Genomic DNA, 15884 nt, shown 5'->3' on the forward strand with positions numbered 1-15884 from the left:
ATACGCCCGCTCAGACGGAGGTCCCGGAGCGGACCTCCTTCCACCGGCCCGGCAGCTCCGCCTCGACCGCCGCCGCCCGCTGTTCCTCGCGCCCGTACAGGACCCCGTAGGGGAACGCGCTCTCCCCGGCCGCGTGGGCCACCGCGGCGAGTTCGCGCAGGGTGTGGCGGGCCATGACGCTGTCCTGGTGGTCGCCGAGCAGGGTGGTCAGGGACTTCATTGACTTGGTCAGGGAGCGGGCCGGGCCGCCGAGGGCCGGGGTGGCCGCCTCGGCCGCGTACCGGGTGCGCTTGGCCTTCTTTCGGGCCTCGTGCAGGGCGAGGTCGCGGTCGTGGCCGGGGGGCAGGTCCAGCGCATCGGTGATCAGCCGGGAGACCTTTCCGAGGTCCTTGCGTACGGCCTTGGAGAGCACCTTCGTCGGCTTCTTGGCGGCCTTCTTCCGCAGCGGCGGGTCGGCGAGGAGGGCGTCCAGGGTGTCGAGCAGGGCCAGGTAGCGCGCGGAGTCGAGGACTGCCAGCAGGTGGCCGCGGGTGTGGCTGTGCCGTGCGCTCGCCCAGGAGCTGAGCCGGGCGTGGGCGGGGCCGGAGACCACGGTGCTCGGGAGTTCGTCGAGGGCGGTCGTCAGGCGCTCGGCGAGCACCTCCTGGTCGCGGTCGGCGCCCAGCTCGCCGGCGATCCACTTCAGCTCGGTGCCGATCGGGTCGGTGACGCCGCGGTCGAGGACCGAGCGGAAACTGCGGAAGGTGCTGCGCATCCGGCGGGTCGCCACGCGCATCTTGTGGACCGAGTCCGGCACATCCCGGCGGACGGCGGGGTCGTACTCGAGGATCGCGTCCCGCTGGTCCCGCAGGTAGGCGAGGACGTGGTCGCCGGCGGTGACGGGGGCCGCGTGTTTCCCGGTTCGGGTGCGCGGGCCGCCGGTCTGCTCGAGGGCCCGGGCCAGTTTGGACGGTGACTTCGACGGTTGTATGCCCGCCTTGCGCAGCCGTTTCTCGACCTGGTCGAGGAAGGCGGGGTCGCCGCCGTCGGCCAGCTCCACCTCGATCTCGGTCCACTGGGCGGTGCCGCCGGCCCGGTTGAGCCGGTCGGCGGTCACGGAGTCGACGCTCGCCTCGGCCAGCAGCCGGCCGTCGGCGTCGACGAGGTGGCGTACGTCGCGCAGGGATCGGAGCCGGACGACGGGGATGAGCTCGGTGCCCCGGGTCCGGGAGCGGACCAGGGCGGCGATCTCGTCGGGGACGGTGTCGGCGAGTGGGGCCCTGATCTCGTCGCGGATGCCGGGGGTGACCGGGAACTTCAGGTGCCAGCCGGCGTCGGAGCCTCCGGTGCGGCGGCGCAGGGTGAGGGAGGCCGCGGCCAGGCGTTCGTCGGCGGTGTCGTAGTAGGTGGCGTCCAGGTCGACCACGCCTTTGTCGAGGACGTGTGCCACCCCGCCGACACCGGTCAGGTCGGGCAGCCCGCTCTCATCGGATTCGTACTTGCGCTCGATCTCGCGTTTTGCATCCGCCATGAACTGAATCTAGCCGCGATTCGCCTGGTTAGGCCCCTCTGGTCAGGTGCCTTACGCCGACATCGGGCGTTGCACCTTGATCGATTGCAGCAGTCCCACCGCCACCCACACCGCGAACATCGACGAGCCGCCGTATGACACGAACGGCAGGGGCAGGCCGGTGACCGGCATGATGCCGAGGGTCATGCCGATGTTCTCGAAGGACTGGAAGGCGAACCAGGCGACGATGCCGGCCGCGACGACGGTGCCGTACAGGTCGGGCGCGTCTCGGGCGATGCGGCAGGCGCGCCACAGGACGACACCGAGCAGCAGGACGATCAGGCCGGCGCCCAGGAAGCCGAGCTCCTCCCCGGCGACCGTGAAGACGAAGTCCGTCTGCTGCTCGGGCACGAACTGGCCGGTGGTCTGGGAGCCGTGGAAGAGGCCCGCCCCGGTCAGGCCGCCGGAGCCGATGGCGATGCGGGCCTGGTTGGTGTTGTAGCCCACGCCGGCGGGGTCCAGGTCGGGATTGGCGAAGGCCGCGAAGCGGTTGATCTGGTAGGCGTCCAGGATGTGCAGTTGCCAGACGGCGATCGCGCCGATGGCTCCCGCGGCGATCAGGCCGAAGACCCAGCGGTTGGAGGCGCCGGAGGCGAGCAGCACACCCAGGATGATGATCACCATGACCATGACCGACCCGAGGTCGGGCATGAGCAGCACGATCAGGATGGGTACGGCGGCCAGACCCAGGGACTGCAGGACCGTGCGGTGGTCCGGGAACTTCTTGTCGCCGGCGTCGACGCGGGCCGCCAGCAGCATGGCCATGCCCAGGATGATCGTGATCTTCACGAACTCGGACGGCTGCAGTGAGAAGCCGCCGCCGAGCACGATCCAGGAGTGCGCGCCGTTGACGGTGGAGCCGAGCGGGGTGAGCACGGCGAGGATGCCGAAGACCGACAGGCCGTAGAGGATCGGTACGGCGTTGCGCAGGGCGCGGTGGCCGAGCCAGATCGTGCCGATCATGAGGGCGAGCCCTATGCCGGTGTTCATGACGTGCCGGATCAGGAAGTAGTACGGGTCGCCCTGGTTGATCTCGGTGCGGTTGCGGGTGGCCGAGTACACCAGCAGGGAGCCCAGCAGGGACAGGGCGATGGCCGCCAGCAGCATCGGCCAGTCGAGCCTGCGGGCCGGCGAGTCGCGGGCGAAGATCCGGGTCCAGCCGGCCCGCTGGGGGCCGTATCCGGAGACGGAGAAGGTGTTGGCACCGGTCACGTGAGCATCCTCCGGCTTCCCCTCCTGCGAGGCCGCCTGCGGGTGTTGCTGTTGCCCCTGGTGGGCGAGGGTGAGGTGGCGGGCTGCTGGTCGTCCCCATTGGTGGGGTTGTTCTGCTGGTAGGCCTCGGCGTCCTTGCCGGGGTCCCCGGTGATCTTGGGGGCGGCGATCGTGCCGTCCGTGCGGACCTTCGGCAGCCCCTTCTGGGGCTCGGGCAGCAGTGCCTTCTTCTTGTCGACGGAGCCGTCGCCCTGGACGCCGTAGATCGCGCTGTAGATGTTGCGCACCGCCTCACCGGAGGCTCCGGAACCCGTACCGGCCTGGGCGATCGTCATGATCACCGTGTAGTCCTTGGAGTAGGTGGCCAGCCAGGACGTGGTCTGCTTGCCGTAGACCTCGGCGGTACCGGTCTTGGCGTGCAGCGGGATCTTGTCCTGCGGCCAGCCGCCGAACTTCCAGGCGGCGGTACCGCGGGTGATGACCCCCGCGAAGGCGTCGTTCATGCCCTTGAGGGTGGCCTGGCCGACCGGCAGCCGGCCGTTCTTCCTCGGCTTGATCTCCTGCACGGACTTGCCGTCCGCGCTGATGATCGCCTTGCCGATGGTCGGCTGGTACATGGTGCCGCCGTTGGCGACGGCGCCGTAGATCACGGCCTCCTGGATCGGCGTGACGAGGGTGTCGCCCTGGCCGATCGAGTAGTTGATCTCGTCACCCTCGCGCATCTTGTTGCCCTCGAGGCAGTTCTCGTACGCGATCTTCTCGACGTAGGAGCCGTCCTTCTTTCCGGACTTGCACCAGGCGTCCTTGTTGGCCTTCCAGTAGTCCAGCTTCCACTGCCGGTCGGGCACGCGGCCGGTGACCTCGTTGGGCAGGTCGATGCCGGTCTCCTTGCCGAGGCCGAACTGGTGGGCGGTCTTGAAGAAGTAGTCCTTCGGCTGGCCCTTCTTGGGGTTGATGCCGCCGTCCCTCTTCCACTCCTTGTCGGCGAGGCCGTAGAAGACGGTGTCGCAGGAGACCTCCAGGGCGCGGCCGAGGGAGATGGGGCCGAAGTTCTCGCCCTCGAAGTTCTTGAAGACCTGGCTGCCCACCGAGTACGAGCTGGTGCACGGGTAGCCGCCGTCCCACGGGTAGCCGGCCTGGACCGCGGCGGCCGTGGAGACCACCTTGAAGGTCGAGCCGGGCGCGGCCTGACCCTGTATGGCCCGGTTCAGCAGCGGGTAGTCGGAGTTCTTGCCCGTGAGGGCCTTGTAGTCCTTGGCGGAGATGCCGCCGACCCACACGTTCGGGTCGTAGGTCGGTGCGGAGGCCATGGCGACGATCCGGCCGGTCTTGGCCTCCATCACCACGACGGCACCGGAGTCGGCCTTGTAGTTCTCTTCGGTGATCTTGTCGTACTGCTGGCGGGCGGTCTTCATGGCCTTGTCCAGTTCGTACTCGGCGACCCGCTGCACCCGGGAGTCGATGCTGGTGACCAGGTTGGAGCCGGACTCGGCGGCGTCCGCCTTGGCCTTGCCGATGACCCTGCCGAGGTTGTCCACCTCGTAGCGGGTCACGCCGGCCTTGCCGCGCAGCACCCTGTCGTACTCGCGCTCCAGGCCGGAGCGGCCGACCATGTCGGAGCGCAGGTAGGGTGAATCGGTGTCCTTGGCCTTCTGGATCTCCTCGTCGGTGACCGGCGAGAGATAGCCGAGGACCTGGGCGGTGTTGGACTTGCCCGGACCCGCGTAGCGGCGCACGGCCTCCGGCTCCGCGGTGATGCCGGGGAAGTCCTCGGCGCGCTCGCGGATCTGCAGGGCCTGCTTGGGCGTTGCCTCGTCCGTGACGGGGATCGGCTGGTACGGCGAGCCGTTCCAGCAGGGCTGGGGGGTCTTGGCGTCACACAGCCGGACCTTCTGCATGACCTCCTCGGGCTTCATGCCGAGGACGTCGGCCAGCTTGGTGAGGACGGCCTTGCCGTCGTCCTTCTGCTTCAGCAGGTCCGTGCGGGACGCGGAGACCACCAGGCGGGTCTCGTTGTCGGCGAGTGGGACGCCCCGGGCGTCCAGGATGTCACCGCGCACGGCGGGGTCGACGACCTGCTGGACATGGTTGCCGGAGGCCTGCTTCTGGTACTCGGCGCCCTCCCGGATCTGCAGGTACCACAGACGGCCACCGAGGGTGCCGAGGAGGGAGAGGACGAGGATCTGGATCACGACGAGCCGGATCTGGACCCGTGAGGTCCGTCCGGTCTCGGGGATGTTGGTCACTGCGGCTGTCTCCCCCTCTCAGTGCGCGGATGCGTGTGCGCGTACGAATGATGAACGACGGGCCGGTGCGGCCGCGTTCCGCGACGGCCTCCCCTTTCGGGTGAACCTTCCGGTGAACGTTCGCGTGAACTCGCCCGGGCTCACAGCCGCTTGACCCCCTTGATGCGGCCGACCCGGGTGGAGCGGGTGCGGGCCTTGGCCTTCAGGGCGCCCAGGCCGCCGCGCTGGCTGCCGATGTGCAGGCCGGTGCCGGAGGAGAGCCAGCCGGAGGAGATGTCACCGGCCTTGGCCGCGGGACTGGTGTCGGTGAGCGGATCGTTGTCGGAGCGACGGGCCAGCCACATGATCCCGGGAACCACGAACGGCGCGAGCAGCAGGTCGTACAGGGCGGCCGAGAACAGCAGTCCGGGCAGGCCGACATGGCGGGCGGCGGTGTCGCCGACCAGGGCCCCGACGCCCGCGTACAGCAGGGTGGAGCCGACGGCCGCGGCGACCACGACGGCCATCGGGCCGGTCGCCGACTTCAGGCGGCCGTTCTCCGGCCTGATGAGTCCGGCGCAGTAGCCGATGACGCACAGCACGAGGGCGTAGCGGCCGGCCGCGTGGTCGGCGGGCGGGGCGAGGTCGGCGAGCAGTCCGGCGCCGAAGCCGACGAGGGCGCCGCCCACATGGCCGTACACCATGGCGAGGCCGAGCACGGTGAGCAGCAGCAGGTCGGGGACGGCGCCCGGCAGGTGCAGACGGGCGAGGACGCTCACCTGGATCACCAGGGCGACGACGACCAGCGCGCTGGAGAGCAGGATCCGGTTGACACGCATGGGTAAAACTCAGCTCCTACTGCTGCTGGCCGTCTGCGGGTGCGCCCGCCGAGGGAGTGACCGTGACGGTCACCGTCGGCGTCGGGGTCGGCTTGGGCTTGGCCGGCAGGACCTCGTCGCGCGGGTCCCTCTTCGGGGCCTCGACGACCACTCCGACGATGTCGAGCTTGGTGAAGCCGACGTACGGGGTGACGTAGAGCGTGCGGGTGAGGCCGCCGCCGGAGGGGTCGACGCGGGAGACCACGCCGACCGGGACGCCGGGCACGAAGGGCTTGTCGGCCTGGGAGCCGAAGGTGACGAGACGGTCGCCCTTCTTCACCTCCGCCTTGCCGTTGAGGAGTTCCACGCGCAGCGGGCGGTCGCCCTGCCCGGAGGCGAAGCCGAGTTCGTCGCTGTTCTCCATGCGGGTGCCGACGGTGAAGTCGGGGTCGTTGGCGAGCAGCACGGTGGAAGTGTGGGGGCCGACCGTGGTGACCCGGCCGACGAGGCCGTCGCCGTTCAGCACGGTCATGTCCCGCCGGATGCCGTCGTTCGCGCCGACGTCGACGGTGATGGTCCAGGAGAAGCCCTGCGCCGACCCTATGGCGATGACCTGGGCGCCCTTGATGCCGTACTGGCCCTCGCCGGCGACCTTCAGCATCTTGTCGAGCTGTTTGAGGCGGCTGCGGTTGCGGTCGTCGCTGCCGAGCTTCGCCTTGAGGGCCGCGTTCTCCCGCTCCAGCACGGCGAGCCGGTCGTGGCGGCTGCCGGAGTCCCGGACGGCGGAGACCGCGTTGCCGACCGGGTCGACCGCCGAGGACAGCCCGTTCTCGATCGGGCCGAACGCCGCGGCCGCGGCCTGCCGGGCACCGTCGACCGGCGAGTTCCGGCCTCCGCGGATGTCCACCGTGATCAACGCGAACGCGATGGCGATCAGCAGGACCAGGAGAAGCCGGCTCTCTTTCGTGTCCCTCACGTGCGGCGGCCGTGCCCTTCCTCAGTAGGAATTCGGGGACCCCCTGAGGCGCCACTCGAGAAGCGCAAACCGAAGGGGCCCATTTGTGGGAGCTTATGCCTCTATATCAACGAGCCGCCGTACGAGAGGAGATCGTCTCGTACGGCGGAATCAAAGCGTTACGTCATCTGCGCGGCTGGGCGTCCAGAACCTGCTGGAGCGCCTCGAACTCCTCGACGCACTTTCCGGAACCGAGCGCCACGCTGTCCAGCGGGTCCTCGGCGATGTGGATCGGCATTCCGGTCTCCCGCCGCAGCCGCTCGTCCAAACCGCGCAGCAGCGCCCCGCCGCCGGTCAGAACGATTCCCCTGTCCATGATGTCGCCGGACAGCTCCGGCGGGCACTTGTCGAGAGTCGTCTTGACGGCGTCGACGATCGCGTTGACCGGTTCCTCGATCGCCTTGCGGACCTCGGCGGCCGAGATGACGACGGTCTTCGGCAGTCCGGAGACCAGGTCCCGGCCGCGGACTTCGGTGTGCTCGTCGGAGTCGAGTTCGTACGCCGAACCGATCGTGATCTTGATCTGCTCGGCCGTGCGCTCACCCAGCAGAAGGCTGTACTCCTTCTTGATGTACTGGATGATCGCATTGTCCAGTTCGTCGCCGGCGACGCGGATGGACTGGGCGGTGACGATGCCGCCGAGCGAGATGACCGCGACCTCAGTGGTGCCGCCGCCGATGTCCACCACCATGTTGCCGGTGGCCTCGTGGACCGGCAGGCCGGAGCCGATGGCCGCGGCCATCGGCTCCTCGATGATGTGCACCTGACGCGCACCGGCCTGGGAGGACGCCTCGATGACGGCACGGCGCTCGACGCCCGTGATGCCCGAGGGCACACAGACGACGACCCGCGGCCGGGCGAGATACCGCCGCTTATGGATCTTCAGGATGAAGTAGCGGAGCATCCGCTCGGTGATCTCGAAGTCGGCGATCACGCCGTCCTTCAGGGGACGCACGGCGACGATGTTGCCCGGCGTCCGGCCGATCATCTTCTTCGCTTCGGCACCGACCGCGAGGATGCCACCGGTGTTGGTGTTGATCGCGACGACGGAGGGCTCGTTGAGTACGATTCCGCGACCCCTGACGTACACCAGCGTGTTGGCGGTCCCGAGGTCGACAGCCATGTCACGGCCGATGAACGACATTGAGTTCCCCATCCGGATTCATCGGGCCTTCCCGAGCTTTTGAGGGCACATCAGGTCGGCGAGGCGGGTGCTGTGACGTGAAGGCTTCCATCGTAAACGCGCCTGCACGAACACTGCGCGAGGGTCTCCGCCATTGTCAGCAGATGGCGCGCCGCCTCGCTTGTGGAGACGGGCCATCGGGGGCACACGTTCCCCCGATCGGTAACGCATATGCCAAGGGACGGCCGAAATCGTACGGCCGTCCCAGGTCAGGATCCCGAGTGGAACTGACGCCCTCTCAGAAAATTCTCCGAAAATTTCCCTCGGCGTGCCTCAGGCACGGCCCGGGAAGAAGATCTTCACCTCGCGCTCGGCGGACTCCTCGGAGTCGGAGGCGTGGATCAGGTTCTCGCGGACGATCACGCCGTAGTCGCCACGGATGGAGCCGGGCGCGGCGGCGATCGGGTCGGTCGGCCCGGCGAGCGCGCGCAGGCCCTCGATGACCCGCTCGCCCTCGACGATCAGCGCGACGACCGGACCGGACGCCATGAACTCCACCAGCGGCTCGTAGAAGGGCTTGCCCTTGTGCTCGCCGTAGTGCTGCTCCAGCGTGTCCTGGTCCAGGGTGCGCAGCTCCAGCGCGGTGATCCGCCAGCCCGCCTTGCGCTCGATACGGCTGATGATCTCGCCGGTCAGGCCTCGACGGACGGCGTCGGGCTTGAGGAGGACGAGGGTGCGCTGGCTCACGGATGACTCCTTACGACTGACGTGTGCGGTGGGACGAGGTTACAGGGCGTGTTCGTGCCGCTGTTACGCAGCGTCAGGTGTGGTGGGGGAAGACGCAGCGGACTCGGTCTGGGCCGCGAACCTCGCCTTCGCCTCGTCCACCTTCCTCCCGAAGTGCACCGACGCCCACCACAGGGCGGCGAACACCGCGCCCAGGAAGTACATCGTCGGGACGAAGACACCGGAGGCGATCAGGGCGAGCTGCAGGGCCCAGCCGAGGGCGACGCCGCCCGGGCGGGTCACCATGCCGCACAGCAGCACGCACAGGGCCATGGCGACACCGCTGACCAGCCACACGGTCGACGTGGCCAGGTCGGGGTCCTTCATGGCCACGAGCGCCGCGAACCCGATGACGAAGAACTCGCCGATCAGCGTCGATGAACAGAGCGTACGCATGGCGGAACCTCAGCCCTTCCCCAGCAGCAGGCGGGCCTCGCCCACCGTGATGACCGAGCCCGTGACCAGTACCCCGCCGCCCGCGAACTCGCCCTCCTCCTCGGCCAGCGTGATCGCGGCCTCCAGGGCCTCGGGCAGCCGCGGCTCGACCTGGACGCGCTCCTCGCCGAACACCTCGACGGCGATGGCGGCCAGCTCGTCCGCGTCCATGGCGCGGTGCGTGGAGTTCTGTGTGACGACGACCTCGGCGAAGATCGGCTCGAAGGCCTCCAGCAGCCCCCGGACGTTCTTGTCGGCGCTCGCCCCGACCACACCGATCAGCCGGCTGAAGTCGAACGCCTCCCGCACGGCCTCGGCGGTGGCCTCCGCGCCCGCCGGGTTGTGGGCGGCATCGAGGACGACGGTGGGAGAGCGCCGTACGACCTCCAGCCGGCCCGGCGAGGACACGGCAGCGAAGGCCTTGCGCACGGTGTCGATGTCCAGCGACTCCGCGCGCTGCGCGCCGACCCCGAAGAACGCCTCCACGGCGGCGAGCGCCACGGCCGCGTTGTGGGCCTGGTAGGCGCCGTGCAGGGGCAGGTACACCTCGGGGTACTCGCCGCCCAGACCACGCAGGGTGAGCAGCTGCCCGCCGACCGCGACCTGCCGGGCCACCACCCCGTACTCCAGCCCCTCGCGGGCCACGGTGGCGTCCACGTCGACGGCCTTCTTCAGCAGCACCTGCGCCGCGTCCACCGGCTGCTGCGCCAGGATCACGGTCGCGTCCTGCTTGATGATGCCGGCCTTCTCCCCGGCGATCTCGCCCGGCGTCTGACCGAGCCGGTCGGTGTGATCGAGCCCGATGGGGGTGACCACGGCGACGTCACCGTCGATCACGTTGGTGGCGTCCCAGGAGCCGCCCATGCCCACTTCCACGACGGCCACGTCGACCGGTGCGTCCGCGAAGGCGGCGTACGCCATGCCGGTGAGGACTTCGAAGAAGGACAGCCGGTACTCCTGCGAGGAGTCGACCATCTCGATGTACGGCTTGATGTCCTGGTACGTCTCGATGAACCGCTCGGCGGAGATCGGGGCGCCGTCCAGGCTGATCCGCTCGGTGATCGACTGCACGTGCGGGCTGGTGTACCGGCCGGTGCGCAGCTCGAAGGCGCCGAGCAGGGCCTCGATCATGCGGGCCGTGGAGGTCTTGCCGTTCGTCCCGGTGATGTGGATGGAGGGGTACGAGCGCTGCGGCTCGCCCAGCACGTCCATCAGCGCGGCGATCCGGCTGACGGAGGGCTCCAGCTTGGTCTCTCCCCAGCGGGTGGCCAGCTCCGCCTCGACCTCGCGCAGGGCCTTGTCGACCTCGGGGTCCTCCGGCCGCGCGGGTACGTCGGCCTGCGGCGGGCCGCCCTGCGTGCGCAGGGTACGGCTGCCGGCCTCGATCACCGCGAGGTCGGGGTCGCGGTCGGTCTCCTCGGCGACGAGTTCGTCGAAGGCGTCGAGGGGGTCTGGCGTGTCACTGGTGCCGGGGTGGTCGCTCACGGGGTTCAGTCTACGGAGCCCCGGTGACATACGTGGGCGAAGGCCCCCGGAGCCGTGCAGCTCCGGGGGCCTTCGGACGGGTTTCCGCTCGCCGCGCTACGCCGGCGGCAGCTTCTCCAGCTGGGACTGGATGCGGGCGATGTCCTCGTCCGCCTTGGCGAGACGCGTGCGGATCTTGTCGACCACGTTCTCCGGAGCCTTCGCCAGGAAGGCCTCGTTGCCGAGCTTGGCCGTGGCCTGGGCCTTCTCCTTCTCGGCGGCGGCCAGGTCCTTCGCGAGCCGCTTGCGCTCGGCGGCCACGTCGATCGTGCCGGAGAGGTCGAGGGCGACCTCGGCGCCGGCGACCGGGAGGGTGGCCGTGGCCGTGAAGGACTCGGCCTCCGGCTGCAGACGCAGCAGCTGGCGGATGGCGGCCTCGTGCGGGGCCAGCGCCGTACCGTCCAGCGTCAGGCGGGCCGGGACGCGCTGGCCCGGCTGCAGGCCCTGGTCGGCGCGGAAGCGGCGGACCTCGGTGATGACGGACTGGAGCGTCTCGATCTCCCGCTCGGCGCCGGCGTCGCGGAAGCCACTGTCCTTCGGCCACTCGGCGATGACGACCGACTCGCCACCCGTGAGGGTGGTCCAGAGGGTCTCGGTGACGAACGGGACGACCGGGTGCAGCAGCTTGAGGGTGACGTCGAGGACCTCGCCGAGGACCCGCTTGGAGACCTCGGCCGCCTCGCCGCCCGCCTGGAACGTCGTCTTGGACAGCTCGACGTACCAGTCGAAGACCTCGTCCCACGCGAAGTGGAAGAGGGTGTCGGACAGCTTGGCGAACTGGAAGTCGTCGTAGTACGCGTCGACTTCGGCGATGACGGAGTTGAGCCGGGAGAGGATCCAGCGGTCGGTGGCCGACATCGCCGACGCGTCCGGCAGCGGGCCGTCCACCGTCGCGCCGTTCATCAGCGCGAAGCGGGTGGCGTTCCAGATCTTGTTGGCGAAGTTGCGGGAGCCCTGGACCCAGTCCTCGCCGATCGGGACGTCGACGCCCGGGTTGGCGCCACGGGCGAGCGTGAAGCGCAGGGCGTCGCTGCCGTACTTGTCCATCCAGTCCAGCGGGTTGACCGCGTTGCCGAAGGACTTCGACATCTTCTTGCCGAACTGGTCGCGGACCATGCCGTGCAGGGCGATGGTGTGGAACGGCGGCGTGCCGTCCATCGCGTACAGGCCGAACATCATCATCCGGGCGACCCAGAAGAAGAGGATGTCGTAGCCGGTGACGAGGACGGAGTTCGGGTAGAACTTCGCGAGCGACTCGGTCCGCTCGGGCCAGCCGAGGGTCGAGAAGGGCCACAGGCCGGAGGAGAACCAGGTGTCGAGGACGTCGGTGTCCTGCTTCCAGCCCTCCGCCTCGGTCCCGGGCGGCTGCTCGTCGGGTCCGACGCAGACGACCTCGCCGTTCGGGCCGTACCAGACCGGGATCCGGTGACCCCACCACAACTGCCGCGAGATGCACCAGTCGTGGAGGTTGTCGACCCAGTCGAAGTACCGCTTCTCCATCTCCTGCGGATGGATCTTGACCTTGCCCTCGCGGACGGCGTCGCCGGCGGACTTGGCCAGCGGGCCGACCTTGACCCACCACTGCATGGACAGGCGGGGCTCGATGGTGGTCTTGCAGCGCGAGCAGTGCCCGACGCTGTGGACGTACGGCCGCTTCTCGGCGACGATCCGGCCCTCGGCGCGCAGCGCGGCGACGATGGCGGAGCGGGCCTCAAGGCGGTCCAGGCCCTGGAAGGGGCCGTGGGCGGTGATGACGGCGTGCTCATCCATGATCGTGATGGACGGCAGGTCGTGCCGCTGGCCGATCTCGAAGTCGTTCGGGTCGTGGGCCGGGGTGACCTTGACGGCGCCGGTGCCGAACTCGGGGTCGACGTGGGTGTCGGCGACGACCGGGATGGAGCGCTCGGTGAGCGGGAGTGCGATGAGCTTGCCGACGAGGTGTTTGTAGCGCTCGTCGTCGGGGTGAACGGCGACGGCGGTGTCACCGAGCATGGTCTCGGCACGGGTGGTGGCGACGACGATGGTGTCGTCCCCGTCGCCGTACTTCATGGAGACCAGCTCGCCGTCGTCGTCCTGGTACTCGACCTCGATGTCCGAGATGGCGGTGAGGCAGCGCGGACACCAGTTGATGATGCGCTCGGCGCGGTAGATCAGCTCGTCGTCGTAGAGCCGCTTGAAGATGGTCTGGACGGCCTGGGACAGGCCCTCGTCCATCGTGAAGCGCTCACGCGACCAGGCGACACCGTCGCCGAGTCGGCGCATCTGCCCGCTGATCTGGCCACCGGACTCGGCCTTCCACTGCCAGACACGCTCGACGAAGGCCTCGCGGCCGAGGTCGTGCCGGGACTTGCCCTCCTTGCCCAGCTCCCGCTCGACGACGTTCTGCGTGGCGATACCGGCGTGGTCCATGCCGGGCTGCCACAGGGTCTCGAACCCCTGCATGCGCTTGCGGCGGGTCAGGGCGTCGATGAGCGTGTGCTCGAAGGCGTGGCCCAGGTGCAGGCTGCCCGTGACGTTCGGGGGCGGGATGACGATCGTGTACGGCGGCTTGTCGCTCTTCTCGTCCGCCTCGAAGTAACCGCGCTCTACCCAGCGCTCGTACAGCGGCCCCTCTACATCGGCCGGCGCGTACTGGGTCGGCAATTCGGTGTCGGGCGCGGGTGGCTGCTGCTGAGCGTTCTCGGTCACGGGGGTCAGTTTAGAGGTGTCACGGGGTGGTCCCGAAACGCGTTTGTTCTGTAACGGTGAGGCCCCCGGTGCCCTGTGCTTCCGGGCCCTGAGCCAGGATGTCGTGAACACATAAGCATCTGGAGGGGAACCCAGAAATGAGCAACAACCAGCCGGGCCCGTACGGCGGGCCGCCTCAGCAGCCGGGTCCGTACGGCCAGCCGGGGCAGCCTGGTCCTTACGGCCAGCCGGGCCCCTACGGCCAGCAGCCGCAGGCGCCCCAGCCCGGCTACGGCTACCCCCAGCAGGCCCCTCCGGCCCCGCCGCAGCCCGGCTACGGCTACCCGCAGCAGGGCGTGCCCCAGCAGCCGAACCCGTACGGGCAGCAGCCGGGCCCCTACGGCCAGCAGCCCTACGGCGTTCCGCAGCCGCCGGCCCCGGGTGGCGGCAAGAAGAAGACCGGCCTGATCATCGGGGCGGTGGCGGTCGTGGCGGCGATCGCGGTGGGCGCGTACTTCCTGCTCAGCGGCAGCAGCGGCATCGACGTCGCGGACGACGGGCCGCACAAGCTGACGACGCCGGCGACGGTCATCAACGGCACGTACAAGAAGTCGGGGAACACCGGCTCCGACGACACCATGAGCGGCGACGACCTGGCCGACTTCGAGAAGTGGGGCGTGAAGAACGCGAAGCACGCCGGCGCCACGTACCAGAACGGGACCGGCCTGTCGGCGAAGGGCCTTTCCTTCAGCGGTGTCTACGGCACCATCGACGACCCCGAGGCCGTGGTGGACGCCGCGTTCGCCAAGGTCAAGTCGGAGTCGGAGAAGGACCAGAGCGGGGACAAGACCAAGGGCAAGCTGCTGGGCAGCCCGCAGACGGTCCACCCGGCCGGCTTCGACGGTGTCATGAAGTGCCAGGTGGTGCAGATCGACAACAGCGACTCGTCGGCGTCGGCCGCGGGTGCCGCGAAGACCGTCAAACTGCCCTTCTGCATCTGGGGCGACCACAGCACGGTCGCCGACGTCTCGGCGTTCAGCCTCGCCTCGCTGGCCGCGGGTGACGGCGGCTCGATCGACGACACGGCCGCCCTCGCCGCGAAGCTCCGCAACGACGTGCGCGTCAAGATCTGATGGCGTGAGCCACGACGGAAGGGGCCCCGGTCGGCTGACCGGGGCCCCTTCCGTTGCGTCCGTACAGGCGGCTACGCCGTCTTCTGCTCCCCCGGCCCACGGCCGCGCGCGTCCCGCGGGATCAGGGTCGGGTTGACGTTCGAGTGGACCACGTCGGCCGTGATGACGACGCGGGCGACGTCCTTGCGGGACGGCACCTCGTACATCACCGACATGAGGACCTCCTCCATGATGGCGCGCAGACCGCGGGCGCCGGTCTGGCGGAGGATGGCCTGGTCGGCGATGGCCTCCAGGGCCTCGCGCTCGAAGTCCAGTTCCACCCCGTCGAGTTCGAAGAGGCGCTGGTACTGCTTGACGAGCGCGTTGCGGGGTTCCACCAGGATCTGGAGCAGGGCCTCGCGGTCCAGGTTGTGGACGCTGGTGATCACCGGCAGGCGGCCGATGAACTCGGGGATCATGCCGAACTTGACCAGGTCCTCCGGCATGACGTCTTCGAAGATGTCCTTGGACTCCAGCTCGCGCTTGGAGCGGATGGTGGCGCCGAAACCGATCCCCTTCGCGCCGGCCCGGGACTCGATGATCTTCTCCAGACCCGCGAACGCACCGCCCACGATGAACAGGACGTTCGTCGTGTCGATCTGGATGAACTCCTGGTGGGGGTGCTTGCGGCCGCCCTGGGGCGGGACGGAGGCCGTGGTGCCCTCCAGGATCTTGAGCAGGGCCTGCTGGACACCCTCGCCCGAGACGTCGCGGGTGATGGAAGGGTTTTCACTCTTCCTCGCGACCTTGTCGATCTCGTCGATGTAGATGATCCCGGTCTCGGCCTTCTTGACGTCGTAGTCGGCCGCCTGGATCAGTTTCAGCAGGATGTTCTCCACGTCCTCGCCGACGTAGCCCGCCTCGGTCAGTGCCGTGGCATCGGCGATGGCGAACGGGACGTTCAGCATGCGCGCCAGGGTCTGGGCGAGGAGCGTCTTGCCGGAACCCGTGGGGCCGAGCAGAAGGATGTTGGACTTCGCCAGCTCGATGGCGTCGTCACGGCCCTGGGCGCCGCCGTTCTCGCCCGCCTGGACCCGCTTGTAGTGGTTGTACACCGCGACGGAGAGCGCCTTCTTGGCGGCCTCCTGGCCGACCACGTAGCCCTCGAGGAACTCGTAGATCTCGCGGGGCTTGGGCAGCTCCTCCCAGCGCACCTCGCTGGTCTCCGCGAGCTCTTCCTCGATGATCTCGTTGCAGAGATCGATGCACTCGTCGCAGATGTACACACCGGGCCCTGCGATGAGCTTCTTGACCTGCTTCTGGCTCTTGCCGCAGAACGAGCACTTGAGCAGATCGCCGCCGTCACCGATGCGTGCCACGGTGTGCTTCCCCTTCGCCTGGGAGACGCCCGGACGCTT

12 protein-coding genes are annotated in these 15884 nt (G+C 69.2%); 1 reads left to right on the plus strand and 11 read right to left on the minus strand.

Features of this window, described 5'->3' with window-relative positions; all coding sequences use genetic code 11:
* Positions 1-10: 10 nt before the first annotated feature.
* The 10 genes from ACFZDC_RS31260 to ACFZDC_RS31305 all read right to left on the minus strand — a co-directional run bounded on the left by ACFZDC_RS31260 (position 11) and on the right by ACFZDC_RS31305 (position 13375).
* Positions 11-1510 carry a CHAD domain-containing protein gene (locus ACFZDC_RS31260; protein WP_391329150.1) on the minus strand — a complete coding sequence of 500 codons (1500 nt, stop codon included), beginning with the start codon at positions 1508-1510 and terminating at the stop codon, positions 11-13.
* 51 nt (positions 1511-1561) lie between these two features.
* On the minus strand, positions 1562-2761 hold the full coding sequence (rodA, locus tag ACFZDC_RS31265; protein ID WP_391329151.1) for a rod shape-determining protein RodA: 1200 nt from the start codon (positions 2759-2761) through the stop codon (positions 1562-1564).
* A complete protein-coding gene (gene mrdA, locus ACFZDC_RS31270; RefSeq protein ID WP_391329152.1) occupies positions 2758-5007 on the minus strand; it encodes a penicillin-binding protein 2 in 2250 nt (749 codons plus the stop codon). The genes rodA and mrdA overlap by 4 nt, the downstream gene beginning before the upstream one ends.
* Positions 5008-5147: 140 nt before the next feature.
* Complete coding sequence (gene mreD, locus ACFZDC_RS31275; protein ID WP_391329153.1) at positions 5148-5825, minus strand: rod shape-determining protein MreD; 678 nt, start codon at positions 5823-5825, stop codon at positions 5148-5150.
* Between the two features lie 16 nt (positions 5826-5841).
* On the minus strand, positions 5842-6780 hold the full coding sequence (gene mreC / locus ACFZDC_RS31280; protein ID WP_391329154.1) for a rod shape-determining protein MreC: 939 nt from the start codon (positions 6778-6780) through the stop codon (positions 5842-5844).
* A gap of 163 nt (positions 6781-6943) precedes the next feature.
* On the minus strand, positions 6944-7963 hold the full coding sequence (locus tag ACFZDC_RS31285; protein WP_086693298.1) for a rod shape-determining protein: 1020 nt from the start codon (positions 7961-7963) through the stop codon (positions 6944-6946).
* 312 nt (positions 7964-8275) lie between these two features.
* Entirely contained in the window at positions 8276-8689 is a 414-nt protein-coding gene (gene ndk, locus ACFZDC_RS31290) for a nucleoside-diphosphate kinase (RefSeq protein ID WP_020940057.1), read from the minus strand.
* Positions 8690-8752: 63 nt separating this feature from the next.
* Entirely contained in the window at positions 8753-9124 is a 372-nt protein-coding gene (locus ACFZDC_RS31295; RefSeq protein ID WP_391329155.1) for a DUF4233 domain-containing protein, read from the minus strand.
* A 9-nt stretch (positions 9125-9133) separates the two neighbouring features.
* Complete coding sequence (locus ACFZDC_RS31300; protein ID WP_391329156.1) at positions 9134-10678, minus strand: glutamate ligase domain-containing protein; 1545 nt, start codon at positions 10676-10678, stop codon at positions 9134-9136.
* A gap of 66 nt (positions 10679-10744) precedes the next feature.
* Positions 10745-13375, minus strand: a complete 2631-nt coding sequence (locus ACFZDC_RS31305) for a valine--tRNA ligase (RefSeq protein ID WP_391329157.1) — start codon at positions 13373-13375, stop codon at positions 10745-10747.
* Between the two features lie 137 nt (positions 13376-13512).
* On the opposite strand from ACFZDC_RS31305, the gene ACFZDC_RS31310 reads away from it, so the two are divergent.
* Positions 13513-14487: a hypothetical protein gene (locus ACFZDC_RS31310; protein WP_391329158.1), complete on the plus strand. Its 975-nt coding sequence runs from the start codon at positions 13513-13515 to the stop codon at positions 14485-14487.
* A gap of 71 nt (positions 14488-14558) precedes the next feature.
* Here ACFZDC_RS31310 and clpX read toward each other — a convergent pair whose 3' ends face one another.
* Entirely contained in the window at positions 14559-15845 is a 1287-nt protein-coding gene (gene clpX / locus ACFZDC_RS31315) for an ATP-dependent Clp protease ATP-binding subunit ClpX (protein WP_391329159.1), read from the minus strand.
* Between the last annotated feature and the right edge of the window lie 39 nt (positions 15846-15884).

The organism is Streptomyces sp. NPDC007905, assembly GCF_042959345.1.
In the GTDB taxonomy this organism is placed as follows: Bacteria; Actinomycetota; Actinomycetes; order Streptomycetales; family Streptomycetaceae; genus Streptomyces.